23 protein-coding genes are annotated in these 22,275 nt (G+C 65.5%); 11 read left to right on the top strand and 12 right to left on the bottom strand.

What is annotated here, in order from left to right:
- Positions 1 to 35 precede the first annotated feature (35 nt).
- The 6 genes from NKK51_RS22030 to NKK51_RS22005 all read right to left on the bottom strand — a co-directional run bounded on the left by NKK51_RS22030 (position 36) and on the right by NKK51_RS22005 (position 7,816).
- Positions 36 to 2,333: a xanthine dehydrogenase family protein molybdopterin-binding subunit gene (locus NKK51_RS22030; RefSeq protein WP_352554563.1), complete on the bottom strand. Its 2,298-nt coding sequence runs from the start codon at positions 2,331 to 2,333 to the stop codon at positions 36 to 38.
- Positions 2,330 to 3,313 carry an FAD binding domain-containing protein gene (locus tag NKK51_RS22025; RefSeq protein ID WP_352554562.1) on the bottom strand — a complete coding sequence of 328 codons (984 nt, stop codon included), beginning with the start codon at positions 3,311 to 3,313 and terminating at the stop codon, positions 2,330 to 2,332. Before NKK51_RS22025 ends, NKK51_RS22030 begins: the two co-directional genes overlap by 4 nt.
- A complete protein-coding gene (locus tag NKK51_RS22020; RefSeq protein WP_352554561.1) occupies positions 3,310 to 3,789 on the bottom strand; it encodes a (2Fe-2S)-binding protein in 480 nt (159 codons plus the stop codon). The genes NKK51_RS22025 and NKK51_RS22020 overlap by 4 nt, the downstream gene beginning before the upstream one ends.
- A gap of 226 nt (positions 3,790 to 4,015) precedes the next feature.
- Positions 4,016 to 6,274, bottom strand: coding sequence for a xanthine dehydrogenase family protein molybdopterin-binding subunit (locus NKK51_RS22015; protein ID WP_352554560.1), 2,259 nt, complete (start codon positions 6,272 to 6,274; stop codon positions 4,016 to 4,018).
- The gene (locus NKK51_RS22010) at positions 6,264 to 7,322 is read right to left on the bottom strand and encodes an FAD binding domain-containing protein (RefSeq protein WP_352554559.1); all 1,059 of its coding nucleotides are present in this window, start codon (positions 7,320 to 7,322) and stop codon (positions 6,264 to 6,266) included. The genes NKK51_RS22015 and NKK51_RS22010 overlap by 11 nt, the downstream gene beginning before the upstream one ends.
- A complete protein-coding gene (locus NKK51_RS22005; protein WP_023814339.1) occupies positions 7,319 to 7,816 on the bottom strand; it encodes a (2Fe-2S)-binding protein in 498 nt (165 codons plus the stop codon). Before NKK51_RS22005 ends, NKK51_RS22010 begins: the two co-directional genes overlap by 4 nt.
- A gap of 291 nt (positions 7,817 to 8,107) precedes the next feature.
- Between NKK51_RS22005 and NKK51_RS22000 the strand changes: the two genes are divergently transcribed.
- Both NKK51_RS22000 and NKK51_RS21995 read left to right on the top strand, forming a co-directional pair.
- Positions 8,108 to 8,728 carry a TetR/AcrR family transcriptional regulator gene (locus NKK51_RS22000; protein ID WP_024501664.1) on the top strand — a complete coding sequence of 207 codons (621 nt, stop codon included), beginning with the start codon at positions 8,108 to 8,110 and terminating at the stop codon, positions 8,726 to 8,728.
- A gap of 18 nt (positions 8,729 to 8,746) precedes the next feature.
- Positions 8,747 to 9,016, top strand: coding sequence for a bestrophin family protein (locus NKK51_RS21995; RefSeq protein WP_352441797.1), 270 nt, complete (start codon positions 8,747 to 8,749; stop codon positions 9,014 to 9,016).
- 63 nt (positions 9,017 to 9,079) lie between these two features.
- Here the strand turns inward: NKK51_RS21995 and NKK51_RS21990 are convergent, their stop codons facing one another.
- The 3 genes from NKK51_RS21990 to NKK51_RS21980 form a co-directional block, all read right to left on the bottom strand.
- Positions 9,080 to 10,084, bottom strand: a complete 1,005-nt coding sequence (locus tag NKK51_RS21990; RefSeq protein ID WP_352554558.1) for a zinc-dependent alcohol dehydrogenase family protein — start codon at positions 10,082 to 10,084, stop codon at positions 9,080 to 9,082.
- Between the two features lie 49 nt (positions 10,085 to 10,133).
- Positions 10,134 to 10,394 (bottom strand): hypothetical protein, encoded by a 261-nt coding sequence (locus tag NKK51_RS21985; protein WP_352554557.1) that lies wholly within the window; start codon positions 10,392 to 10,394, stop codon positions 10,134 to 10,136.
- 85 nt (positions 10,395 to 10,479) lie between these two features.
- On the bottom strand, positions 10,480 to 11,229 hold the full coding sequence (locus tag NKK51_RS21980) for a DUF899 domain-containing protein (RefSeq protein WP_352554556.1): 750 nt from the start codon (positions 11,227 to 11,229) through the stop codon (positions 10,480 to 10,482).
- 293 nt (positions 11,230 to 11,522) lie between these two features.
- Between NKK51_RS21980 and NKK51_RS21975 the strand changes: the two genes are divergently transcribed.
- The 3 genes from NKK51_RS21975 to NKK51_RS21965 all read left to right on the top strand — a co-directional run bounded on the left by NKK51_RS21975 (position 11,523) and on the right by NKK51_RS21965 (position 14,386).
- The gene (locus tag NKK51_RS21975; RefSeq protein ID WP_352554555.1) at positions 11,523 to 12,743 is read left to right on the top strand and encodes a helix-turn-helix domain-containing protein; all 1,221 of its coding nucleotides are present in this window, start codon (positions 11,523 to 11,525) and stop codon (positions 12,741 to 12,743) included.
- A gap of 35 nt (positions 12,744 to 12,778) precedes the next feature.
- Positions 12,779 to 13,411, top strand: coding sequence for a Vgb family protein (locus NKK51_RS21970; protein WP_352554554.1), 633 nt, complete (start codon positions 12,779 to 12,781; stop codon positions 13,409 to 13,411).
- 144 nt (positions 13,412 to 13,555) lie between these two features.
- Positions 13,556 to 14,386 carry an aldo/keto reductase gene (locus tag NKK51_RS21965; protein WP_127297075.1) on the top strand — a complete coding sequence of 277 codons (831 nt, stop codon included), beginning with the start codon at positions 13,556 to 13,558 and terminating at the stop codon, positions 14,384 to 14,386.
- A gap of 58 nt (positions 14,387 to 14,444) precedes the next feature.
- Here the strand turns inward: NKK51_RS21965 and NKK51_RS21960 are convergent, their stop codons facing one another.
- The gene (locus NKK51_RS21960) at positions 14,445 to 14,750 is read right to left on the bottom strand and encodes a hypothetical protein (protein ID WP_013530714.1); all 306 of its coding nucleotides are present in this window, start codon (positions 14,748 to 14,750) and stop codon (positions 14,445 to 14,447) included.
- Positions 14,751 to 14,956: 206 nt separating this feature from the next.
- Between NKK51_RS21960 and NKK51_RS21955 the strand changes: the two genes are divergently transcribed.
- Positions 14,957 to 16,459 carry a helicase HerA domain-containing protein gene (locus NKK51_RS21955; protein ID WP_352554553.1) on the top strand — a complete coding sequence of 501 codons (1,503 nt, stop codon included), beginning with the start codon at positions 14,957 to 14,959 and terminating at the stop codon, positions 16,457 to 16,459.
- A 132-nt stretch (positions 16,460 to 16,591) separates the two neighbouring features.
- On the opposite strand, the gene NKK51_RS21950 is transcribed toward NKK51_RS21955, so the two are convergent.
- A complete protein-coding gene (locus NKK51_RS21950; RefSeq protein WP_128305760.1) occupies positions 16,592 to 17,374 on the bottom strand; it encodes an SDR family oxidoreductase in 783 nt (260 codons plus the stop codon).
- 174 nt (positions 17,375 to 17,548) lie between these two features.
- Entirely contained in the window at positions 17,549 to 17,827 is a 279-nt protein-coding gene (locus NKK51_RS21945; protein ID WP_127809820.1) for an usg protein, read from the bottom strand.
- 340 nt (positions 17,828 to 18,167) lie between these two features.
- Between NKK51_RS21945 and groES the strand changes: the two genes are divergently transcribed.
- From groES to NKK51_RS21920, 5 genes are all read left to right on the top strand, one after another.
- Positions 18,168 to 18,482, top strand: coding sequence for a co-chaperone GroES (gene groES / locus NKK51_RS21940; protein ID WP_127297072.1), 315 nt, complete (start codon positions 18,168 to 18,170; stop codon positions 18,480 to 18,482).
- 56 nt (positions 18,483 to 18,538) lie between these two features.
- Positions 18,539 to 20,170 (top strand): chaperonin GroEL, encoded by a 1,632-nt coding sequence (groL, locus tag NKK51_RS21935; protein WP_352554552.1) that lies wholly within the window; start codon positions 18,539 to 18,541, stop codon positions 20,168 to 20,170.
- 77 nt (positions 20,171 to 20,247) lie between these two features.
- The gene (locus tag NKK51_RS21930; protein ID WP_023814433.1) at positions 20,248 to 20,466 is read left to right on the top strand and encodes a hypothetical protein; all 219 of its coding nucleotides are present in this window, start codon (positions 20,248 to 20,250) and stop codon (positions 20,464 to 20,466) included.
- Between the two features lie 98 nt (positions 20,467 to 20,564).
- Positions 20,565 to 20,861 carry a DUF982 domain-containing protein gene (locus tag NKK51_RS21925; RefSeq protein WP_031214038.1) on the top strand — a complete coding sequence of 99 codons (297 nt, stop codon included), beginning with the start codon at positions 20,565 to 20,567 and terminating at the stop codon, positions 20,859 to 20,861.
- A gap of 332 nt (positions 20,862 to 21,193) precedes the next feature.
- Positions 21,194 to 22,078: an AraC family transcriptional regulator gene (locus tag NKK51_RS21920; protein ID WP_128305756.1), complete on the top strand. Its 885-nt coding sequence runs from the start codon at positions 21,194 to 21,196 to the stop codon at positions 22,076 to 22,078.
- The last annotated feature ends 197 nt before the right edge of the window (positions 22,079 to 22,275 follow it).

Genomic DNA, 22,275 nt, shown 5'->3' with positions numbered 1-22,275 from the left:
GACATCTCCCTCGAGTGGGAGATCAGCCACCGCCCTCAGATTAGCTTCTCCAGTGTGATCGGCAAATCCCTTACTCTCTTTCCCGTCGCATGGAACACCGCGTTGGCAATCGCCGGTGCGACGCCGACGATGGCCAGTTCACCGACGCCCTTGCCGCCGAGCACCGAGGAGTGCAGGTCGGGGACGCCGACCGAGATCACCTCGATGTCGGGAATGTCGGCATTGGTCGGCACCAGGTAATCGGCGAGGTTGTTGTTGACGACGCGGCCGTGGCGGCGGTCGACGATGCCTTCTTCCAGCAGTGCCTGGCCGATGCCCATGATGATGCCACCCTTCCATTGGCTTTCGGCCAGCTTGGGATTGTAGAGCCGGCCCGAATCCAGTGCCGACACCACGCGTGACACGCGCACCGTGCCGAAGTCCTCGTCGACCCGCACCTCGATGAAATGCGCGCACCATGAGTGGCGGGAGTAGTCGCCCTCGGTGTGCGGCAGCGCCATGGCGATGGTGGTGTAGTTCTTGTAGCGATCCTCTGGCGTCGAATTGGCCGGCATGGTGTCGCCGATGGCTTCGATATGGTCGCGGCCGACGCTTTTGAGCAGTTCGGCGATCGAGACATCGGGACCGTCGCCGCGCGGCGAGGCGATGCGGCCGTTGGCGACGACCAAGGTGTTGGCCTGCAGCGCATGGAAGGGCGAGCGCGGATCGCTGATGGCGAGGCCGATCAGCTGGTCGAGCGCCGAGGTCGCCGCCTTGTAGACCGCACCCGTCATGACGCCGGCAAGCCGCGAACCGCCGGTGACGCCGGCGCGGGGGAAACGGGAGTCGCCGAGCTTCACCACCACGTCGTCGGCTCGCACGCCGACCGTTTCGGCGGCGGTCTGCGCCAGGATTGTGTACGTGCCCTGGCCCATGTCGATCGAGGAGCTCTCGACCTCGACCGAGCCGTCCGCCAGGATACGCACGATCGCCTCGCCATAGGCGCGCCGAACCGGATAGGTGCCGGCCGCGACTCCCCAGCCGATCAGCTGGTTGCCGTCGCGCATCGAGCGCGGTTCGGGCGAGCGCCTGGCCCAGCCGAAGCGCTCCGCGCCTGCGGCAAAAGCCTCGCGCAACTGTCTGGTCGACCAGGCTTTCTTGGCATGCGGATCCTGCTCGGCATAATTTCTCAGCCGGATCTCCAGGGGGTCGATGCCGACCTCGTAAGAGAGCTCGTCGATGGCGCTTTCGATGCCGAAGGCAGAGGGGTTTTCGCCCGGCGCGCGCATGGCGCCCGGCACCACCGAATTGACCCGCACGACATTCTGCTTCGAGGAGAAATTTGGCGTCGCATACATGATCGAGGTGACCGATCCCAGCGGCTCGACCCACATGCCGTCGATGGATGTTTCATTGACGCCGCGATGCACGATCGACTGGATTTTTCCTTGCGCGTCGGCGCCGATCGTCACCGTCTGCCGCGTTGCGGCACGGCCGCCATAGCCGGTGAAAGTCTGCGGCCGCGTCATCACCAGCCGCACCGGCCGGCCGAGCATCTTGGCCGCACATGCGGCCACCGCGCCATGGCTGAGCGCCAGCGCCTTGGAGCCGAAGCCGCCGCCAATATAGGGCGAGACCAGCCGCACATTCTCGAACGGCACGCCGAACCATTCGGCATAGGTGCGCGCCATCCCGTCCAGCCACTGGCTCGGCTCCCATACGGTGAGCTTATCGCCTTCCCAGCGCGCGATCAGCCCATGCGGCTCTATCGGCGCCTGGTATTCGCGCGGCGTGTTGTAGGCGGCGCAGATGCGGACCGGTGCCGACGCGAACGCACCTTGCGCATCGCCCCATTCCTTGGTCATGGCGTCGATCGGGATGCCGTCGCCGGCCTTGGCATCGCTGAGGTCGACGATGGCAGGCGTCTCGTCATAGCTGACCTTGACCAGTGCTGCCGCCGCCACCGCCTGTTCGAAGGTCTCGGCGACGACGGCGGCGACATGCTGGCCCGAAAAAGTGATGTCGCGCGCGAGCGGGCAATAGGGCTTGTCGGGCGGCGGTGTGCCGAACCAGTCCGCCGCGGTCCTCAGGCTGGTGATGGTGTCCGGCGTCAGCACCCTCAGCACGCCGGGCGCCGCCTCGGCGGCAGTTGTGTCGATCGAGCGCACCTTGCCAGATGCAATCGTGCTTTCGACCAGCACGGCGTAGGCGAGCCCTTGGAGTTGCTGCTCGACGGCGTATTTCGCCGCACCGGTGATCTTGGCCGGGCCGTCGACGCGCGACAGCCGGCCGCCGACGGCTTCGGCAAAAGCGCCGTCGGACGCATCCCCATGCCTGATGTTGTGAACGGTCATGCCGTCTCTCCCAATTTGAGGATGGCGCGGGCGACGACGCGCGGCGCCAGTTCGACCTTGTAGCGGTTGGCGCCATGATCGACGGCGCCTTGGATAGCGAGCAGGCTGGCGGCGCGCACAGTGTTCGGCTCCAGCGCCTTGCCCTTCAGCGCGTCTTCCACGGTCCGCGCCCGCCATGGTTTCGTCGCGACACCGCCGAGTGCGACGCACAAATCGCGGATCGTTCGGCCGTCAGGTTCGAACTCGATACCGACCGCCGCGCTCGCGGCGGCAAACTCATAGGATTGCCGGTCGCGGATTTTCAGGTAGGTCGACCGCCGGGCAGCGGCCGAGCCGGGGATTTCAATGGCGGTGATCATCTCGCCCGGTTCAATCGCATGTTCCCTATCCGGCGTGGTGCCGGGCAGCAGGAAAAAGTCGTCGACCGGGATCTGGCGCTCGCCCAGATGCACGATCGCATCGAAGGCGACCAGCGCCACGGCCAGGTCACCCGGATACATGGCGATGCAGGCCTCGCTGGTGCCGAGTACGGCATGGCCACGGGTAACGCCGCCGATCGCCGAACAGCCAGAGCCGGGCTCACGCTTGTTGCAGGCAGGGAAATTCGCGGGATCGCGGAAATAGGGGCAGCGCGTGCGCTGCATCAGATTGCCGCCGATGGTCGCCATGTTGCGGATCTGCGCGGAAGCCGCCTGCCACAGGGCTTTGGAGACGGCGGGGAAGCGGCTCTTGATGTCGGCATGGTCGGCGACATGGCTCATTCTGGCCAGCGCGCCGATGGTAGCGCCGCGTTCGTTCACCTCGATGCTGTCCAACCCCTTGAGATGAGCGATGTCGACCAGCGTCTCGGGCTCGGCGACGCCGCATTTGGCGAGATCGATCAGCGTGGTGCCGCCGGCCAAGAGCATGGCGCCGGGCAGGGCGGCCGCCTGGCGTGCGGCATCGAGTGAATTGGCGCGCAGATAGGAGAAATCCCTCATGATGCGGCCTCCAGGGCGGCCTGGCGGATGGCGGCGACGATGTGCGGATAGGCGCCGCAGCGGCAGAGATTGCCGGCCATGTATTCGCGGATCTCGTCGGTGGAGCCGGCATGGCCTTCGCGGATGCAAGCGACCGCCGACATGATCTGGCCCGGTGTGCAATAGCCGCACTGGAAGGCATCGTGCTCAAGGAAGGCAGCCTGCACGGGATGCATTTCGCCCTCCCGTGCAAGCCCCTCTATGGTGGTGACGGTGCGGCCTTCGGCTTGGGCGGCCAGCGTCAGGCAGGCCAGCACGCGCTCGCCATCGATATGCACGGTGCAGGCGCCACACTGGCCGTGGTCGCAGCCCTTCTTGGTGCCGGTCAGGCCGAGCCGGTCGCGCAAGGCGTCGAGCAGCGTCACACGCGGCTCGAGTTGCAGATCGTGATGACGGCGGTTGATATCGAGATGAACTGGGATCGTTGTTTTGGTCATGGGCGTCTGGCTCCAGTGCTTGACGCGAAGTCGGTTGACTCATGTTGGCCGGCGGGACCTCGCGCCGGCTGTGCGGCCCTTCGCTGCCGCTCCCTGTCCTTCGGGCGTTCAGCCCCTTAAAAAGGTCCACTGGACCTTTTGATCCGCCCGAAGGCAGACCGGGCTTTCACCGTTCGTCGGACGGGAGCCAAGCAATTGGCTTCCCGTCCGCTACGCGGACCACTCCTCACCCCAGCAGGTCCTCGATGCGGATCGGAAAGCGCCGCGGCCGCACGCCGGTCGCATGCCAGACTGCATTGGCGACGGCGCCGGCCGTGCCGGTGATGCCGATTTCGCCAACGCCCTTGATGCCGAGCGCGTTGACATGAGGGTCGTCCTCGTGGACCAGCAGCGCCTCGACCGACGGAACGTCGGCATTCACCGGGACATGATATTCGGCGAGGTTGGCATTCTGGATCCGGCCCGAGCGCCGGTCGGTGATGGCTTCCTCATTCAGCGCGAACGAGACGCCCCAGATCATGCCGCCATAATACTGGCTGCGCACCAGCCTGGGATTGATGATCCGCCCGGCGGCGAACGCGCCGACCAGCCTTGTGACGCGGATCTGGCCGAAATCCGGATCGACCTTCACCTCGGCAAACACGGCGCCGTGCGCGTGCTTGGCATAGGTCTCCTGGGATGCCGGGTCGGGAGCGCCTTTGCCATGGCCCTCGATCTCGCTGAGGCCCGCGCGCTTGAGGATCTCGGCATAGCTTTCACCGCGGCTTTCATCGTCGCGCCGATAGAGGTGGCCGCCGCGCGCCAGCACGCCTTCATTGCCGGCGCCGAACAGCGGCGAGGCCTCGTTGCCGGTGGCGAGATCGGCAAGCCTGGCGATGACGGCGGCACCCGCATTGTGGATCGCCATGCCGGCCGTCGCCGTGTGGCCGGAGCCGCCGGCAATGCCTGCATTGGGCAGGTCGGAACTGCCGGCCCTGAAATCGACCTGGTCGATATCCAGTCCCAGTCCGTCGGCCGCGATCTGGGCGAAGGCGGTCCAGGCGCCTTGCCCCATGTCCTGCGCGCCGGTCTCCATCAGGCCGCTGCCATCGGCCCTCAGCACCGCACGCGCTTCGGCCTGGAACATGAGCGCTGGAAAGGTCGCCGTGCCCATGCCCCAGCCGGTGAGGAAACCGTCGGCGTCGCGCATCAGCCGAGGCTGAAGCGGGCGGCTCGCCCAGCCGAACGTCTCGGCCGCTTGCCTGTAGCACTCGCGCAGCGCCTTGGAGGAAAACGGCTTGCCGGTCATCGGCTCGACCTCGGCATAGTTCCGCAGCCGGAACTCCAGCGGGTCCATGCCGCAAGCGTGTGCCGCCTCATCGATGGCGCTTTCGAGTGCGATCGAGCCGGTGGCTTCGCCGGGCGCCCGCATGAACAGCGGCGTACCGGTGTCCAACCGCACCGCATCGTGCGAGGTGGCGATGGCCGGGCTGGCATAGAGCGTGTGCGAGGCATCCGCCGCCGGTTCGAAGAAATCGTCGAACGTGCTCGACGCAGTCTTGGCGTGATGGTCGAGTGCCGTCAGCCGCCCTTCGCCATCCATGCCCATGCGCAGCGTCTGGCGCGTCGGCGCACGGTGGCCGACCGGGCCGTACATCTGCTCACGCCGCAGCACCAGCTTGACCGGACGGCCGACGAGGCGCGCCGCCAGAATGCCGAGCACCTGCGGCCCGGAGATCATGCCTTTCGAGCCAAAGCCGCCACCCAGGAACGGGCTCCGGATGTGGACGTTTTCCGGCGCGATGCCGAACAGGCCGGCGATGCGGCCCTGCGCCATGGCAAGGCCCTGACTCGGCGTGTCGATCGACAATGTGTCGCCATCCCAGGCGACGACGATCGCATGCGGCTCCATGGCGTTGTGGTACTGGGCCGGCGTCTCGTAGGTGGCTTCGATCCGCGTCTTTGCGGATTTGAGGCCGGCCTCGACATCGCCCTTGTGCTGCACCGCCGGACCGCCGACGCCGACACCGCGCGGCACGAAGCTTTCAGCGCCGTCGAGGCCAACGCGCGCCGGCAGCACTTCATAACGCGGCGACAGCAGCGCCGCCCCCTCGGTCGCCGCCTCCAGCGTCTCGGCGATCACCACGGCGATGCTCTGGTTGGGGTAGCGGACCTGATCGTTTTGCAGCAGGTCGAGCCGGAACATGAAGGGATGGTCCTTGGCATCCGGATCGGCGGCGAGCGCCGGCCGGTTCTTGGGCGTCATCACCTCGACCACGCCCTGGTGCGCCTTGGCCGCCTCGATATCCAGCGCGGCAACGCGGCCGCGCGCGATGCTAGAGACAGCGAGCACGGCGTAAAGCATGCCGGGCGGATGGTTGTCGGCGGCATAGCGCGCGGCTCCGGTGACTTTCAGAAAGCCGTCGCGACGGGTCAGCGGCTGGCCGATGCTGGAGCCCTGCCGGGCATGGGCGGGTTGCTGGTTGAGGCTGAGTTCAAGCGTCATGGCGCGCTCCGGGAATGTTTGAGAACGGGGAGGCAGGAAGGGCTGGCAGCCGCTCGGGCGTTCCCGCCTGGGCAGACATCAGCGCCCTGACCACGATGCGTCGGGCAAGCTCGATCTTGAACGCATTGTCGCCGGATGGGCTGGCATCGGCCAGGGCGGCCTCCGCCGCGCTGGCGAAGTTCACCTCGTTGGCGTCCGCGCCAAGCAGGACGGCTTCCGCCGTTCGTGCCCGCCACGGCTTGGCCGCGACGCCGCCCAGCGCCAGCCTTGCGGCGCGGATCTTGCCGTCATCGACGACGAGCGCTGCCGCGGCCGATACGACGGCAAAAGCATAAGAGGTGCGTTCGCGGACTTTCAGGTAGCGGGCATTGGCGGAGAAGGAGGCCGCCTCCGCCGGCAGGCGCACCGCCACGATCAGGTCGCCGGGTTCCAGTGCATTCTCCCGCTGCGGCGTTTCGCCGGGAAGCCGGTGGAATTCCTCCAGCGTCACATGGCGCCGGCCCTTCTTGCCCTCGATCTCGACCACCGCATCGAGCGCCACCAGCGGCACGCAGAAGTCCGACGGGTGGGTGGCGATGCAGGCATCGCTCCAGCCGAGCACGGCGTGCAGGCGGTTCTCGCCTTCCAGCGCGTCGCAGCCGGCGCCAGGCTCGCGCCTGTTGCAGGCGCTGGCGGTGTCGTAGAAATAGCTGCAGCGCGTGCGCTGCAACAGATTGCCGCCGACGGTCGCGGCGTTGCGAAGCTGAGCCGAAGCGCCCGACAGCAGCGCCTCGGCCACCGCCGGATAGGATTTGGCGAACGCCGGATCGTAGGCAAGGTCGGCATTACGAACCAGCGCACCGATGCGCAGGCCACCATCGTCCAGCCGTTCGATGCGGTTGAGCTCCGGCAACCGGGAAATGTCGACGATACGCTCGGGACTGGTGATGCCGCCTTTCATCAGGTCGAGCAGATTGGTGCCGCCGGCGAGATAGGCCGAACCCGGCTCGGCTGCCGCGGCGATGGCGTCGGGGATGGTGGCGGGCCTGATGTAGTCGAAGTCTCTCATGCCGCGGTCCTCCGGTCGGCTTTGACAAGCTGTTGCTGGGCTTCCAGGACGGCCTCGACGATGCCGCCATAGGCCGCGCAGCGGCATATGTTGCCGCTCAGCCCCTCGCGGATGCGTTCGGGATCGTCGCCGGCCTGTCCCTCGGCGATCAGGCCGAGCGTGCTCATGATCTGGCCGGGCGTGCAGAACCCGCACTGGAAGCCGTCATGGGCGATGAAGGCGGCCTGCACAGGATGCAGTTCCTCGCCGTGGGCGACGCCTTCGATGGTCAAGACTTGGGCGCCGTCATGGCTGACCGCCAGCGCCAGGCACGAGTTGATGCGCTTGCCGTCGACCAGCACCGTGCAGGCGCCGCACTGGCCGCGATCGCAGCCCTTCTTGGTGCCCGTGAGATCGAGCCGCTCGCGAAGCAGGTCGAGCAGGGTTACGCGTGGATCGACCTCCAGTTCGTGTTTGTGTCCGTTGATGGTGAGGGTGATGGGAAGGCTGGTCATGGGCGTCTGGCTCCAGTTGCTTGACGCGGATGGGATTGAACTGGTGCCTTGCCGCAGAAGGGCAAGGTAACCGTTCGGTCAGGTCTTGACGGCGAAAGCGGAGATGGCAGCGGGTCTCCCGCGAGGCAGGCGGGCAGGGGAGATGTCGGCTTGCGTGTTCGAAAGACGTGACATACCGGTTCCCCTGATTATATGATAAAGGTGCTCCACTAAAACGGAGGCGCCTCCGTTTATTACGTGGTGGCTGACCCGGCCGGGTTCAAGCCCCCTGACACGATGTGGAGAAAAAAATTGGCCAGCGAGCCGTCCGCCATTGCTGAACAGAAGGCCGAGGCCGTAGACGCAAAGCCGCTGCGCGCCGATGCGCGGCGCAACCGCGACCGGCTGGTCGAGGTGGCGGTGTCAGTCTTTGCCGAGCGCGGCATCGATGGCTCGCTGGAGGAGATCGCGCGCCGCGCCGGCGTCGGCATCGGCACGCTCTACCGGCATTTCCCGACGCGCGAGCATCTGGTCGAGGTGGTCTATCGCCGCGAGGTGGAGGCGCTGTGCGCGGCCGCCGGCGAGCTTGCCCAAAAACATCCGTCCGATGTCGCGCTGGAACAGTGGATGCAGCGCTTCGTCGACTACATCGCCACCAAGCGCGGCCTGGCGACCAGCCTGCGCATTGTGCTCACCACCAATTCGACGCTGTTTTCCGACACGTTCGGCCGGGTGTCGCAAGCCTTGCGACGACTGGTCGAGGCGGCGGTGGCCGACGGCACCATCCGCGGCGACGTCGACGCTTCCGACGTGCTGCACGCGCTGGGCGGCATCTATTCAGCGCCCGACACCCCCGAATGGCGTGACCGCTCGCGCCGGCTGGTCAAGCTGTTGATGGACGGGTTGCGGTTCGGGGCTGCAAAGGCACAATGAGGACACCAGATTCCGGCCGTGCAAAACCAGACCTGTCGATTTGAGGGGACCGATGTACTCGGGTCGATCGCAATCTGGCTGACGATCTCGTTTAGCACGCTGCTGGGCTGGGCTTACATGTCCCTCGACCAGGTCGGCGAAAGCAGCGCCAACCCGTTCGAGGGCAACGCCAACGACGTCCCGATCTCGCAGATCTGCCGCGACATCGAGATCGAGTTGCGCAGCGGGCTCGGCGAGGCCGATCTTCCCAAGCCCCTGCTGCCGGTCAACGACGACATCGCGACCTAGGCAGGATCACGACGAAGGCGCGGACCCGACGGTCCCCTTCATCGTGCTGCTGGCTGAAGCCGCTCAAACGTCGAGGCAGACCTTGCCGAAATGCTTTTGGGATTCGTAGTGCGCGAAGGCGGTGGCGATGTCCTGCAGCGGAAAATGGCGGTCTATGACGGGCTTCAGCCTGATAGCCTCTATCGCCCGGATCATATCCTCCTGGTCGGCCCGGCTGCCGATGGAAATGCCGCTGATGCGGATCTGGTTGGAAAACAGGGCGGGGATAGACACTTCCGCCGCAAAGCCGGTCAGGACTCCGACCAGCGCGATGTGACCGCCCGTTCTGCAGGCCGCAATGGACTGCGCCAGCGTGGCGGGTCCGCCGACCTCGATCACGTGATCGACGCCGCGTCCGTCGGTCAAATCCCTGGCCTTGCGGCCCCAGTCCGGGACGGACTTGTAGTTGATGATGGCGTCGGCTCCGAGGCGCTTGAGCCGCTCCAGCTTCTGCTCGTCGGATGAGGTGGCGATGACCCGGGCGCCGGCGGCTTTGGCGAATTGCAGCGCGAACAGCGATACACTGCCCGAACCGAGGACCAGCACCGCGTCGCCCGGCTTCACCTTGCCGCACACAACCAGGCCGCGCCAGGCAGTAACGCCGGTGCAGGTGAGCGACGCCGCCTCGACATGCGTATAGCCTGCCGGTGCCCTGGTGAAAGCGTGCGCCGGCATGCAGACATACTCGCTGGCGAAGCCGTCGAAACTGTCTCCCGGAATATCGCGCCGGGTCGAGGGCGTCATGTCGCCGCCCAGCCACCAGGGATAGAAGACGCTGACGACGCTGTCTCCGGGCTTGAGTGCATCGACACCGTCGCCGAAGGCAATCACCTCGCCGGCGCCGTCGGAGAGCGGAACACGGCCGTCGGCGAGAGGCATCTTGCCTTGCACGGCAAAGTCGTCGCGCATGTTCAACGCGCAGGCCCGGATCCTGACCAGCACCTCGCCCGGCCCCGGCTGGGGCGGATCTTCCTCGACCAGGTCGAGATTGCCCAAGCCGCCCGGCGCTCTCAGCCTGACCAGTCTCATTGTCTTCTCCGATGTGTGGGGTGTTTGGAATTGGAACGGCGCGCTGCGCCTAGCGGATCTGCCTGCCGGAAATGACCCGCAGCCAGGGCGCCACATGGAAGGCGCTCATCAGGAGATACATCGCGGCCATACCCGTGAGGGGCGAGGCGTCGGTGCCCATGCACTGCATGGCCGCATCGCCGCTGAAGATGCAGGTGAGCAGCGCCATCACGGCGAAGGTCGGTGCCGCGGCAAGGCAAAGCCAGTCGGCCAGCCCGAGGGTGGTGGCTTCCGGGATCGTGCTGCCGGCACCTGTGTGAATATCGCTCATGGTCTTGATCCCTGATGATATGCCAGCCACGACAGGTTCCTCTCCTCACGGAGCGGGGAGAGGAACCCAGGCTGGACAACCGTTACTATTCGCCCTTGTCGCGGAACGCCGCCTCGCCGGCAGCAGACACTTCTTCCCATTTCTTGTCGGCACCGGCGTCGTAATTGTCGTGCCAGTTCCACCAGGAGTAGAGCGGGGTCTGCGGATAGCCTTCGGGCGAATCCTCCCAAATTTCCTGGCGGCCGAGCGGCGTTGCGTCGAGATAGCTCCAGACAGTGCCCATCGCCTCGTCGCCGCGGCTGTTGATCAAGTAGGTGCGGAAGATGCGGTCGCCGTCATGGATGAAGACGTTGTGGCCGTGCCATTCGTCGACGCCGAAGTCCTTGTCGAAACTGTCGGTGATTGTGTACCACGGCATCTCCCAGCCCATCCGCTGCTTCAGCCGCGCAATGTCGGCCTGCGGGGCACGTGAAGCGTAGGCAAGCGTGGTGTCGCGGGCATTGAGATGGGCGAGGTGGCCGACCTGGTCGGCGCCAAGGGAACAGCCGCGGCACGCGTGATCTGGCCAGCCATGCACGCCTGGCTCGAAGAAGGCGCGATAGACGATCAACTGGCGGCGGCCTTCGAACAGATCGAGCAGGCTCGCCTTGCCGTTCGGCCCCTCAAACACATAGGCCTTGTCCACTTCCATCCAGGGCATGCGCCGGCGCTCGGCGGCCAATGCGTCCTTGGCGCGCAGCGTTGCCTTTTCCTTCACCAGCATCTGTTCGCGGGCGGCTTCCCAGTCCTGCCGCGAAACGATCGGCGGGGTCTTCATTGCGATGTGCTTGGTCATTGGTCGTTTCCTTTGCCAGTCTGTTGTCGCGCTGTTGCGACGTGCGGTTGCTTGCCGTGAGCTAGAATAGGGCGGTCAATCGCGGGGATGGGAGTTACAAGTGTGACGGGATTTGAAAGAGCCGGCCCGCCGCAGCAGGGGTGGCGCATCCGCTCAGTGCCCCCGACAGTGTCGTTCATCGCGTGGTTCTCCTTTGTTGTGCCGCTGCCGATACGGCTTGCTGGTTGGCGGCCATGACTTAAGTTAGGGCGCTGAGCGCTGGGGGTGGGAGTTACAAGTGTGACGGGATTTGAATGGACTCGCTGATCACCGCGGCTGGACTGGCGCTGGCGGCAGGTGATCCGCTTGGCGCGCTGGACCGCGTTGCCTTGCGTGAGGATGCGCCGGCGCTGGCGCTGCGCGGCATCGCCATGGCGCAACTCGGCGATCTTGATCGCGCCAAGGCGCTGCTGCGGCGGGCCGCGCGTGGCTTCGGCCCCAAAGAGGCGGTGGCGCACGCCAGATGCGTCGTCGCCGAGGCCGAGATCGCGCTGGTTTCGCGTGACCTCGGCTGGCCGGCCAAGGCTTTGGATGCGGCGCGGACGACGCTGGAAAAGCATGGCGACCGGCTGAACGCCGCGCATGCCGGCCACCTCAAGGTGCGGCGTCTGCTGCTGATCGGCCGTCTCGATGAGGCTGAAGACGTGCTGGCCGGGCTCGATCCGATGCCGCTTCCACCGGCCTCGAGGGCCGCGCACGAGCTCGCCGTTGCCGGCATCGCGATGCGGCGCCTCAAGACGAAGCCGGCGCGCAGGGCGTTGGAGTGGGCACGCCACGCCGCCCGCCAGGCGGGCATTGCGGGGCTCATCGCTGAAGTCGATCGCGCATTCCTGGCGCTGGACACGCCGGCGGCGCGGCTGATCGCGGCTGGCAATCAGCGCCCGTTGCTGCTCGAGGACGTCGAGGCGTTGCAGGCGTCGCCGGCGCTGCTGGTCGATAGCTTTCGCTACGTCGTGCGCCAACAGGAGAAAACGGTCTCGCTGGCAACGCGCCCGGTGCTGTTTGCGCTGGCCCGTACGCTCGCCGAAGCGTGGCCAGGCGATGTGTCGAGGGCGAGGCTGATCGCTGAAGCCTTCGGCGGCAGGCACGCCGATGAATCGCACCGGGCGCGGCTGCGGGTCGAGATCGGCCGGCTGCGCGCCGAATTGCGCGGGCTGGCCGACATCGGCGCGACCAGGCAGGGCTTCGCGCTGGCGCCGCGCCACGCACGCGAGGTGCTGGTGCTGGCCCGGCCGATCGAGGAGCGGCACGCGGCAGTGCTGGCCTTCCTTGCCGATGGTGAATCCTGGGCGAGTTCGGCGCTGGCACTGGCGCTCGGTACCGGCCAGCGCAGCGTGCAGCGGGCGCTGGAGCAGCTCGGCGAGGCCGGCAAGGTGCAGTTTTTCGGTCACGGCCGGGCGCGCCGCTGGATGACGCCGCCGGTGGCGGGATTCACGACCACCTTGTTACTCCCGGCCCCGCTGCCGAGTGGTTAGTAAGGCACATCAGATCATCTCGTGAGGACAAGGACATGAAACAGTCAGCAGCCGAAATCCTGCGCGAATACGGACCCTTTCCAGATGTGGAGAGGGTGCATGGGGTGAGCTTTGACGGCAACAACGTCTGGTTTGCATCGGGCGAGAAGCTGAACGCCTTCGATCCGGAAAGCGGGCAGGCGCTGCGCTCGATCGATGTCGCGGCGCATGCCGGCACCGCCTGGGACGGCCAGCATTTCTTCCAGCTTGCCAATGACCGCATCCAGAAGATCGACCCAGATACCGGCCAGGTGCTCGCCACCATCCCGGCGCCCGGCGGCGGCGCCGACTCCGGGCTGACCTGGGCCGAAGGGACGCTGTGGGTGGGGCAATACCGCGAGCGCAAGATCCATCAGATCGACCCGGAGACGGGTGCAATCCTGCGCACCATCGAATCCAACCGCTTCGTCACCGGGGTGACCTGGGTCGAGGGCGAGCTGTGGCACGCCACCTGGGAAGGCGAGCAGAGCGACCTGCGCCGCGTCGACCCGCAATCAGGCAAGGTTCTGGAGAAGCTCGACATGCCGGCGGGCATGGGCGTGTCGGGGCTGGAATCCGATGGCGGCGACCGCCTCTATTGCGGCAGCACTTCGGCCGGTGTGGTGCGGGCGGTGCGCCGGCCGCGGTAAGGATGCGGCCGACACCGAAGTCACACTTGCAGGCGCACTTCACACGGCAATTTGTCCGCTGTCGGCTGGTCGTCGCACCCTGTCGGACCTAGATAGGCTGTGCACCGGGCAGAACGCCCGGACCCGCTTTGCAAAGGATTCCCCATGCCCGAACAGATTGCATTGAACGACGGCTCCGCCATTCCCCAACTCGGCCTTGGCGTGTGGCAGGTCGACCAGGACATCACCGCCGAGGTGGTGGGTTGGGGCATCGAGGCCGGCTATCGCCTGATCGACACCGCCGAAGGCTACCAGAACGAGGAAGGGGTCGGAAAGGCGATCCGCAGCGCCGGCGTGTCGCGGGCTGAGCTGTTCATCACCTCGAAACTGCGCAACGGCGCACACCAGCGCGATGCGGCGCTACGCGCCTTCGATGACACCATGGCCAAGCTCGGCATTGAGCAGATCGACCTGTTCCTGATCCACTGGCCTGTGCCCAGCCAAGACAAGTATGTCGAGGCCTGGAAGACGCTGGTCGAACTCCGGCAGGCCGGCCGCATCAAGTCGATCGGCGTTTCGAATTTCAACCCGGACCATCTGGAGCGGATCATCGCGGAAACCGGCGTGACGCCCGTCGTCAACCAGATCGAGCTGCATCCCCAGTTCCAGCAACGCGGTGTCAGGGACTTTCACACCAAGCACGACATCCGTATCGAAAGCTGGAGCCCGTTGGGCAGCGGCCGGCTGCTCGGCGATCCGACCATTGCAGACATCGCCAAAAAACATGGCAAGTCCGTCGCCCAGACGATCATCCGCTGGCATCTCCAGGAGGGGCTGATCGTCATTCCAAAGTCGATCCGCAGGGATCGCATCGCCGCCAATTTCGATGTCTTCGATTTCGAACTGGATGCGCAGGACCTGCAGACGATCCGCGGCATGGATTCGCCCGAAGGCCGCAACGGGCCCAACCCCGCCACGGCCGCGTTCCTGTTCTGAGAGGAGCAGGTTAGAGACGCCGACCGTGGAGTTGCCAATCTCCGGCCTCTCCGCGCTCTTAAATCCCGGACCCATCCAGCTGCTGGGCGTCTTCGCCTTCCCACGGCGCCGGCATCGACGCGCGGCTGAGGTTGGCCGTCGGCAGCGGCATCCAGCACTTCAGTTCCGGGTCAGCGTATTCGATAACGCGCCCCGGCGAGGAGTCCGATGCGCGCCAGCCTTCCGAGGCGAACTGGTCGGCACGCGACCAATAGGCAAGGTCGACTTCCGCCGGCCCCTGTTCGGACGGACGCACAGTGACCAGGATGCGGCTGCCATCCTTCGGCGCCGTCGACATGTGGCGCCACCGTTCGGGCTCGTCCATCGCTTTTCTCCTCGTACTCCTAGCGTTGGGTGGAGTGTCGCCTCGTGGTCCGAAGGGGTCAACCCAAAGTTTGCGCCAGGCATCGGCTGATGACCCTCCAGGCGGTGCCTGCACAGTTGTGCGCAACACGCCGCAGGCGGTCATGCACGCTCGACGGGCTGTGACCCAGTTGATAAGCCCGTCTGCGAAGGAGCGCCTGAGTCGAGATGACCGTTGCGATCGAGATGGGACAGACGACCGCAGGCGCCCCGGCGAAGCTGGATCTTGAGGAACTGCTCGCGACGCGCCTTTTGGTGCAGGGCAATTCAGGCTCCGGCAAGTCGCATCTGCTGCGGCGCCTGCTGGAGCAGAGCGCGCCCTGGGTACAGCAGACCATCATCGATCCCGAGGGCGACTTCGTCTCGCTGGGCGATCATTACGGCCATCTGGTGATCGATGCCGAGCAGCATACCGAGCGCGGCCTGCAGGCGGCTGGTGAGCGGGCGCGCATGCATCGCGTCTCCACCGTGCTCAATCTCGAAGGGCTCGACGCCGAGAACCAGATGCGGCGTGCCGCCGCCTTCCTCGGCGGGCTGTTCGAGGTCGCCCGTGACCACTGGTACCCGATGCTTGTGGTGGTGGATGAGGCGCAGCTGTTCGCGCCGGCGGTGGCCGGAGAGGTGTCGGACGAAGCGCGAAAGCTCTCGCTCGGCGCCATGACCAATTTGATGTGTCGTGGCCGCAAGCGCGGGCTGGCCGGCATCATTGCCACCCAGCGGCTGGCCAAGCTCGCCAAGAACGTCGCAGCCGAGGCGTCCAATTTTCTCATGGGCCGCACCTTCCTCGATATCGACATGGCGCGTGCCGCCGATCTTCTGGGCATGGAACGGCGCCAGGCGGAAGCGTTCCGCGATCTGGAACGCGGGCAGTTCATGGCGCTCGGTCCGGCGCTGTCGCGCCGTCCGCTGGGGCTGCGCATCGGCCCGACCGACACCAGCCCGCGCAACGGCACGCCGCGGCTCATGGCAATGCCGGAATCCGCGCTGGAAGACGCACGCGCGATCATCCTGGCGGCGCCGCCCCCCGAGACGGTGCGCACGCCGCGCCGCCCGGCGTCGCCGGACCTGCTCGACCAGCTGATGGCGGCCAAATCGGCGGCACTGGAAATGCGTCCCGAGCCGGCGGAGCCGCAAATCAGCGCGGAGGATCTGGCCGAGCGCCGCGAGCGCGTCGACCGTGTGCTGCGCGCCATCCTGGCGCAACCCGATGCGGGTTTTCGCGTGATCGGCGTGCTCTATCAGGAATTCGTGGTCCGCTGCCGCATAGAAGGCCTCGCGTCGGTTGTGCCGGACCTGCCGGAGTTCCGCCGCATGCTGACGCGCGCCCGTGCCGGCCTTGGTTCCGAGACGACGCAGGATGACGCGTGGCGGGACGTTTCTGTCCGCGCGTCGCTGCTGCCCGACGACATGCAGGGCGTGTTCATGATGATCGCCCGTGCGGCGAAAGAGGGCTGGCCGTGCCCGAGCGACGCCGCGATCGCCCGCGCCTACGGCTCGCACTCGCTGCGCCGCGCCCGGCGCCTCTTGACCTATATCGAGGAGCAGGGGCTCATCGTCTGCCAACTCGACGGGACAGGCCGGCGCACCGTGACGCTGGTCGAATTGGCCTGGGCCACCGCACCGGGAGATCCGAATGCCGAGGAGGTGGAGCAGGGGAGCCTGGCGCTGTGAGGCGGCGCGGGTGCTTTGAGCGAATGGGGCGATAGGCGTTTTCAGTCACCGTCATCGACCAACTTCTGAGGGCAACGGTGAAAGCGCCGACGCCGAAATGCGTCATGCAGGGCGCATGCGTTTCGATGGCGCTCACCGGTTCGCCCCGATCACCCACTGTTCCTGGTCGACGAGCGTGCCGGTCATCGGCCCGGCAGCATCCGAGAGCAGGAAGACGGCGAGGTTGGCGATATCGCTCGTCGAGAACAGGCGGCCGAAGGGTTGCGAGGCGTTCGCGGCATCGAGCCAGCCCGGCCCGTTGCCCAGCGTGTCGGCCTGCATGGCACGTTCGGCCGGCGTGTCGGTCCAGCCGACATTGATGCCGTTGACGCGGATGCGATCGAAGCGATGGGCGTTGGCGGCGTTCTTGGTCAGCGTGGCCAGCGCGCCCTTGCTGGCGGAATAGACGGCGAGCTCCGGCGAGCCGCAATGGGCGTTGATCGACAGGATGTTGACGATGGCGCCGCCCTGACCGCGCTTCTTCATGTCGGCGATGGCCGCCTGCATGAGGAAGAACGGCGCCCGCGCGTTAACGGCGAACAGCGAGGCCCAGCCGTCGAGATCGGCATCGAGGAACGAGGCCCGGTCGGTCAGCCCTGCGGCGTTGACCAGCGCATCGATGCGGCCGAAGCGCTCGATGCACGCTTGCGCCAAAAGGGCAGGGGCGGCCGGGTCGGCGAGGTCGGTGGCGACGAAGAGCGTTGGTGTGCCAAGCTGCGAAAGCTCCGCCGCCACCGCATCGCCGCGGGCCTTATCACGCCCGGTGACGAGCAGGCCGCCGGCGCCGGAACGCGCCAAGGTCTCGGCGATGGCGCGGCCAATGCCTTGCGTCGAGCCGGTGACCAGCGCCACCTTGCCATTGAGTTGAAGCTCCATTCCTCTTCCCCGCATCGCATCTGGTTTCAGGCTAGCGCGGCACGATCGTTTTACAACATGGAAATTGGAAATTTTGGAGGGGAGGCTGTTGGCTGTTGCTGCGTGAGGCCGGCGAGAGCCTGCCCTAACGCCGCCGCTCCAGGCGAAGCAGGAGCGGAGGCCGTCGCAAAGACCCTAGTGGACCGTGATGATGCCCTCGACGGCCCGCCATTCCGAAGGCTGGATGAGCCGGTGATGAGCAACGCGGACCGAGTGCAGCGGACCGTCGAGTTCGCGCTCCCAATATTGGAGAAAGCCCTTGAGTTCGGGGAAGGCCGGAGCGAGATCATAGTCCTGCCAGACATAGAGCTGAAGCAGGCTCGGATGATCGGGCAGGTGATAGTGGATTTCGGCCGTCGTCAGGCCATAACCTTCCATTTGCAGGCGGAATTCGCTGCTGACCGTATCGGCCATATCTTTCTCCTTCTCTCTCCGTTCAGGCATCCAGCCTGCGACATTTGTATTGAACCCGCCCGATGCCGGGCCGGGACGATCGGTCTGTCGGTCCGTCTTCGAACAACGCCACGAGAAGCTCGGGGGTTCCGAAAATAGCCGCGCCATAACAGTGCGTTGGCGCCCTTTCTGGTCGAATGTAAAAATTTTTTCGCCGGTCTCTTGAAATCGGAAAACGGCAAAACTAGCTCGATATGCGCCGCGATGCCTGACGAAGGGTCCCGGCGTTCCGCACCGGTCCGATATTGCCGGTTCGGTGCGGAGGAACCTCAAAAACCTGTTTGTCCACGAGGAGAACGACATGGCGTTCCGTCCATTGCATGACCGTATTCTGGTCCGCCGCCTTGAAGCCGAGGAGAAGACCTCCGGCGGCATCATCATCCCCGATACCGCAAAAGAAAAACCGCAGGAAGGCGAAGTGCTCGCCGTCGGTCCCGGCGCGCGCGACGACAGCGGCAAGCTTGTCGAACTTGATGTCAAGGTCGGCGACCGCATCCTGTTCGGCAAATGGTCCGGCACCGAAATCAAACTCGACGGCGAGGACCTGCTCATCATGAAGGAAAGCGACGTGATGGGTGTCATCGATAAGATCGTCGAAGTGAAGAAGGCCGCCTGACGGCTTCCTCGTATCCAACCAGTCAACGAATGCTGCCTAGATAGAGGAGTGATCCAATGGCTGCCAAAGAAGTGAAATTCCATACCGAAGCGCGCGAGAAGATGCTGCGCGGCGTCGACATCCTTGCCAATGCGGTGAAGGTGACGCTCGGTCCCAAGGGGCGCAATGTCGTCATCGACAAGTCGTTCGGCGCGCCGCGCATCACCAAGGATGGCGTTACCGTCGCCAAGGAGATCGAACTGGAGGACAAGTTCGAGAATATGGGCGCCCAGATGGTGCGCGAGGTGGCCTCCAAGACAAACGACCTTGCCGGCGACGGCACGACGACCGCAACCGTGCTTGCACAGGCGATCGTCAGGGAAGGGGCCAAGGCGGTTGCCTCGGGCATGAACCCGATGGATCTGAAGCGCGGCATCGACAAGGCGGTCGACGCGGTGGTCGCCGAGCTGAAGACCAATGCCCGCAAGGTCACCCGAAACGACGAGATCGCGCAGGTCGGCACAATCTCCGCCAATGGCGATGCCGAGATCGGCCGTTTCCTCGCCGAGGCGATGGAGAAGGTCGGCAATGAAGGCGTCATTACGGTGGAAGAGGCCAAGACCGCCGAGACCGAACTGGAAGTCGTGGAAGGTATGCAGTTCGACCGCGGCTATCTCTCGCCCTATTTCGTCACCAACCAGGACAAGATGCGCGTCGAACTCGACGAGCCTTTTGTGGTGATCCACGAGAAGAAGCTCTCCAATCTGCAAGCGATGCTGCCCGTGCTCGAAGCCGTGGTGCAGTCGGGCAAGCCGCTCCTAATTATCGCCGAGGATGTGGAAGGCGAGGCGCTTGCCACGCTGGTCGTCAACAAGCTGCGGGGCGGCCTCAAGGTCGCGGCTGTCAAGGCGCCAGGCTTCGGCGACCGCCGCAAGGCCATGCTGGAAGACATCGCCATTCTCACCGGCGGCACCGCGATCTCGGAAGATCTCGGCATCAAGCTGGATAATGTGACGCTGCAGATGCTGGGCCGCGCCAAGAAGGTGGTGATCGAGAAGGAAAACACCACCATCGTCGACGGTGTCGGCCGCAAGGAAGAGATCCAGGGCCGTGTCGCACAGATCAAGGCGCAGATCGAGGAGACCACCTCCGACTACGACCGCGAGAAGCTGCAGGAGCGGCTGGCCAAGCTCGCTGGCGGCGTTGCGGTGATCCGGGTCGGCGGCTCGACCGAGGTCGAGGTCAAGGAGCGTAAGGACCGCGTCGACGATGCGCTGCATGCGACCCGCGCGGCCGTCGAGGAGGGCGTGCTGCCCGGCGGCGGCGTCGCGTTGCTGCGGGCAGCAAAGGCGCTCGATGCCGTGCAGACCGACAATGCGGACCAGAAGACTGGCGTCGACATCGTGCGCCGTGCCATCGAAACGCCGGTCCGGCAGATCGCCGAGAATGCCGGCGCCGAAGGCTCGATCATCGTCGGCAAACTGCGCGAGAAAACCGAATTCGGCTGGGGCTGGAACGCCCAGACCAACGAATTCGGCGATCTCTACGGCCAGGGCGTCATCGACCCGGCCAAGGTGGTGCGCACCGCTCTCCAGGACGCGGCATCGGTCGCAGGCCTGCTGGTGACCACGGAGGCGATGGTGGCCGAGAAGCCGAAGAAGGAAGCCGCCGCCCCGGCAATGCCCGCCGGCGCCGGCATGGACTTTTGAGGTCGCGGCCAATCCGCCCGCTTCCCTGGCGGGGAGCGGGCGTCAGTCGAGAGAGAGTGGAGGTAAAGATGGACGCAATGGCTGGCATCGAATCCGTACCGGCTCCTACGCACCAAGCGAAGGAATTCCTGGCCTATGAAACAGAATGCAGGAACGTGCTGAAGCCGCTGCTGGCAGGGCTGCTCGACATGGCTGAAGCCGCCGGCTGGAATCGGCGAACCGCGGCGTCGGCACTGATGTTCCTCGCAGCACAGCAAGTGTCGGCAACATCCGAGGTATCCGCCGGCAGCGGCTGAACGGAAATCGGCCAGTCCATTCACCTATCCGCGGCGGGCCGTGCTGCCCGGTGTTCGGTCCGCTGCAGGCCCTGAACAATCGAGAGGAGGCACAAGCCATGAATCGCGGGCAATTTGAGGAACCGGTCACACTTCTGGTCGGAATGGGCTTTCCGAGGAAGATCGACAGCGTGATGGAAGCCTATGCACTGCTGCAGGACTGGCCGAGCGCCGGCCGCAACGGCGCCCATGCCGTCGCGCTCAACGCTTGCAAGGCGGGCATCGTCGGCGAGATCGATCCGGAGACGGTGCGGGCCACGCTGATCAGCTTCGCGCGCCGCCACGACATACTGGTGCCTGATATGGTTACGCCGCTCGCGACGGCGGCCGGTGGTGCTGTGCACGAGGTGAACTGACGGATGCGGCGCTTCAACAGCGCTTGCAGACCATGTTCTTGAGATAAGCCAGGCGAACACGGAGACGCCGGAATTCCTTCCCGGGCGGGCGGCATCGTCGTCGGTCAATTGAGCGAACGTGTCAGCAAGACTGACCTGTTCTGCCCGAATAACGCCTCTGAGCGCCGCCTCCCGGTTAAAAAAGTATCATCCGTTGTCTTGAATCGTGGTGGCGCCTGTTGTCATGAGCCGGTACCTTGGCTCTTGAAATGCAGAGCCGAAACCAATTCGGCCGGTTTAGGGAATTGGGCCGAACGCGGCAAATATCCGTGCTGGCCTGGGAGGAAACGGACATGGAACCGGACCTGGAAGTAGTCCAGATACGACGCGGTGAGTCCTTCAAGGCGTGGTCGCATGGCTACCCCTTCCACACGGTGCGTTGGCACTTCCATCCCGAATATGAACTGCATCAGGTGATCTTCACCAACGGACGCTATTTCGTCGGCGATTTCATCGGCGAGTTCGAGCCGGGCAATCTGGTGCTGACCGGGCCGAACCTGCCGCACAACTGGGTCAGCGACATCCCCAGGGACAGCTCGATCCCGCTGCGCGGCCGCATCATCCAATTTTCCGAAAGTTTCATCGGCGATGCCATGCATGTGCTGCCGGAGCTGGCGGGGCTTGGCCATCTGCTCGAAGCGTCGCGGCGTGGCGTGCTGTTTTCCAATCGCACCAGCAAGGCGCTGGCGCCGCTGATGGAAGAAATGATGCAGGCGCAAGGCGTGCGCCGCATCGAGCTGTTCATGATGATCGCCGGCCTGCTCAGCCGCGCCCAGGAATTCCAGCTTTTGGCCAGTGCCAGCTACCGGCCCGATCCCTCGGGCTACATGACGGCCGGCATGAACAAGGCGCTCGCCTATATCAGGGAAAACCTGACGCAGCTGTTCGACGAGGCGGACCTCGCCACCATCGCCGGCCAGTCGACCGGCGCCTTCTCGCGCTCGTTTCGCCGTCACACCGGCATGTCGCTGGTGCAGTATGTCAAACGGCTGCGCATCAATCTCGCCTGCCAGATACTGATGAGCGACGAGCAGGCCTCGATCACCGACATCTGCTACGAGGTCGGCTTCAACAATCTGTCCAATTTCAACCGGCAGTTCCTGGCGGAGAAGGGCATGCCGCCCTCGCGCTTCAGGCGCCTGCTGGCCGACAACATCAACGCGGGCAAAGCCGCTTAACGGAGGAGCCAGGGAGGAACCAAGGGAGGATTTTTCTTTTGCATGACGACGTGAGCCGCGTGGAGCGGTTCACGATAGAGAACGCTTGTCTCGAATTCCTCCGTCGGCGGAGGTTGTCGGCGCGGCTCGAAAGGCCGGCGCCGGGTCCCGGTTCCCAATGCAGTTGGGCGAGGGCGGATGGGTGTCTTCAGACCAAA

Source organism: Mesorhizobium sp. M0011, from assembly GCF_040324155.1.
Taxonomy (GTDB): domain Bacteria; phylum Pseudomonadota; class Alphaproteobacteria; order Rhizobiales; family Rhizobiaceae; genus Mesorhizobium.
The sequence above is the reverse complement of the archived record's forward strand: the minus strand, read 5'-3'. Positions and strand labels throughout refer to the sequence as shown.

Coding starts and splice junctions, on each gene's coding strand:
- NKK51_RS21930 (WP_023814433.1), top strand. CDS start 20,248: ATGGCTGGCATCGAATCCGTACCGGCTCCTACGCACCAAGCGAAGGAA.
- NKK51_RS22020 (WP_352554561.1), bottom strand. CDS start 3,789: ATGACCAAAACAACGATCCCAGTTCATCTCGATATCAACCGCCGTCAT.
- NKK51_RS22015 (WP_352554560.1), bottom strand. CDS start 6,274: ATGACGCTTGAACTCAGCCTCAACCAGCAACCCGCCCATGCCCGGCAG.
- NKK51_RS21965 (WP_127297075.1), top strand. CDS start 13,556: ATGCCCGAACAGATTGCATTGAACGACGGCTCCGCCATTCCCCAACTC.
- NKK51_RS21955 (WP_352554553.1), top strand. CDS start 14,957: ATGACCGTTGCGATCGAGATGGGACAGACGACCGCAGGCGCCCCGGCG.
- NKK51_RS21925 (WP_031214038.1), top strand. CDS start 20,565: ATGAATCGCGGGCAATTTGAGGAACCGGTCACACTTCTGGTCGGAATG.
- NKK51_RS21950 (WP_128305760.1), bottom strand. CDS start 17,374: ATGGAGCTTCAACTCAATGGCAAGGTGGCGCTGGTCACCGGCTCGACG.
- NKK51_RS22010 (WP_352554559.1), bottom strand. CDS start 7,322: ATGAGAGACTTCGACTACATCAGGCCCGCCACCATCCCCGACGCCATC.
- NKK51_RS21985 (WP_352554557.1), bottom strand. CDS start 10,394: ATGAGCGATATTCACACAGGTGCCGGCAGCACGATCCCGGAAGCCACC.
- NKK51_RS22030 (WP_352554563.1), bottom strand. CDS start 2,333: ATGACCGTTCACAACATCAGGCATGGGGATGCGTCCGACGGCGCTTTT.
- NKK51_RS21990 (WP_352554558.1), bottom strand. CDS start 10,084: ATGAGACTGGTCAGGCTGAGAGCGCCGGGCGGCTTGGGCAATCTCGAC.
- NKK51_RS22005 (WP_023814339.1), bottom strand. CDS start 7,816: ATGACCAGCCTTCCCATCACCCTCACCATCAACGGACACAAACACGAA.
- NKK51_RS22025 (WP_352554562.1), bottom strand. CDS start 3,313: ATGAGGGATTTCTCCTATCTGCGCGCCAATTCACTCGATGCCGCACGC.
- groES (WP_127297072.1), top strand. CDS start 18,168: ATGGCGTTCCGTCCATTGCATGACCGTATTCTGGTCCGCCGCCTTGAA.
- NKK51_RS21970 (WP_352554554.1), top strand. CDS start 12,779: ATGAAACAGTCAGCAGCCGAAATCCTGCGCGAATACGGACCCTTTCCA.
- NKK51_RS21980 (WP_352554556.1), bottom strand. CDS start 11,229: ATGACCAAGCACATCGCAATGAAGACCCCGCCGATCGTTTCGCGGCAG.
- NKK51_RS21960 (WP_013530714.1), bottom strand. CDS start 14,750: ATGGACGAGCCCGAACGGTGGCGCCACATGTCGACGGCGCCGAAGGAT.
- NKK51_RS21920 (WP_128305756.1), top strand. CDS start 21,194: ATGGAACCGGACCTGGAAGTAGTCCAGATACGACGCGGTGAGTCCTTC.
- groL (WP_352554552.1), top strand. CDS start 18,539: ATGGCTGCCAAAGAAGTGAAATTCCATACCGAAGCGCGCGAGAAGATG.
- NKK51_RS21945 (WP_127809820.1), bottom strand. CDS start 17,827: ATGGCCGATACGGTCAGCAGCGAATTCCGCCTGCAAATGGAAGGTTAT.
- NKK51_RS21975 (WP_352554555.1), top strand. CDS start 11,523: ATGGACTCGCTGATCACCGCGGCTGGACTGGCGCTGGCGGCAGGTGAT.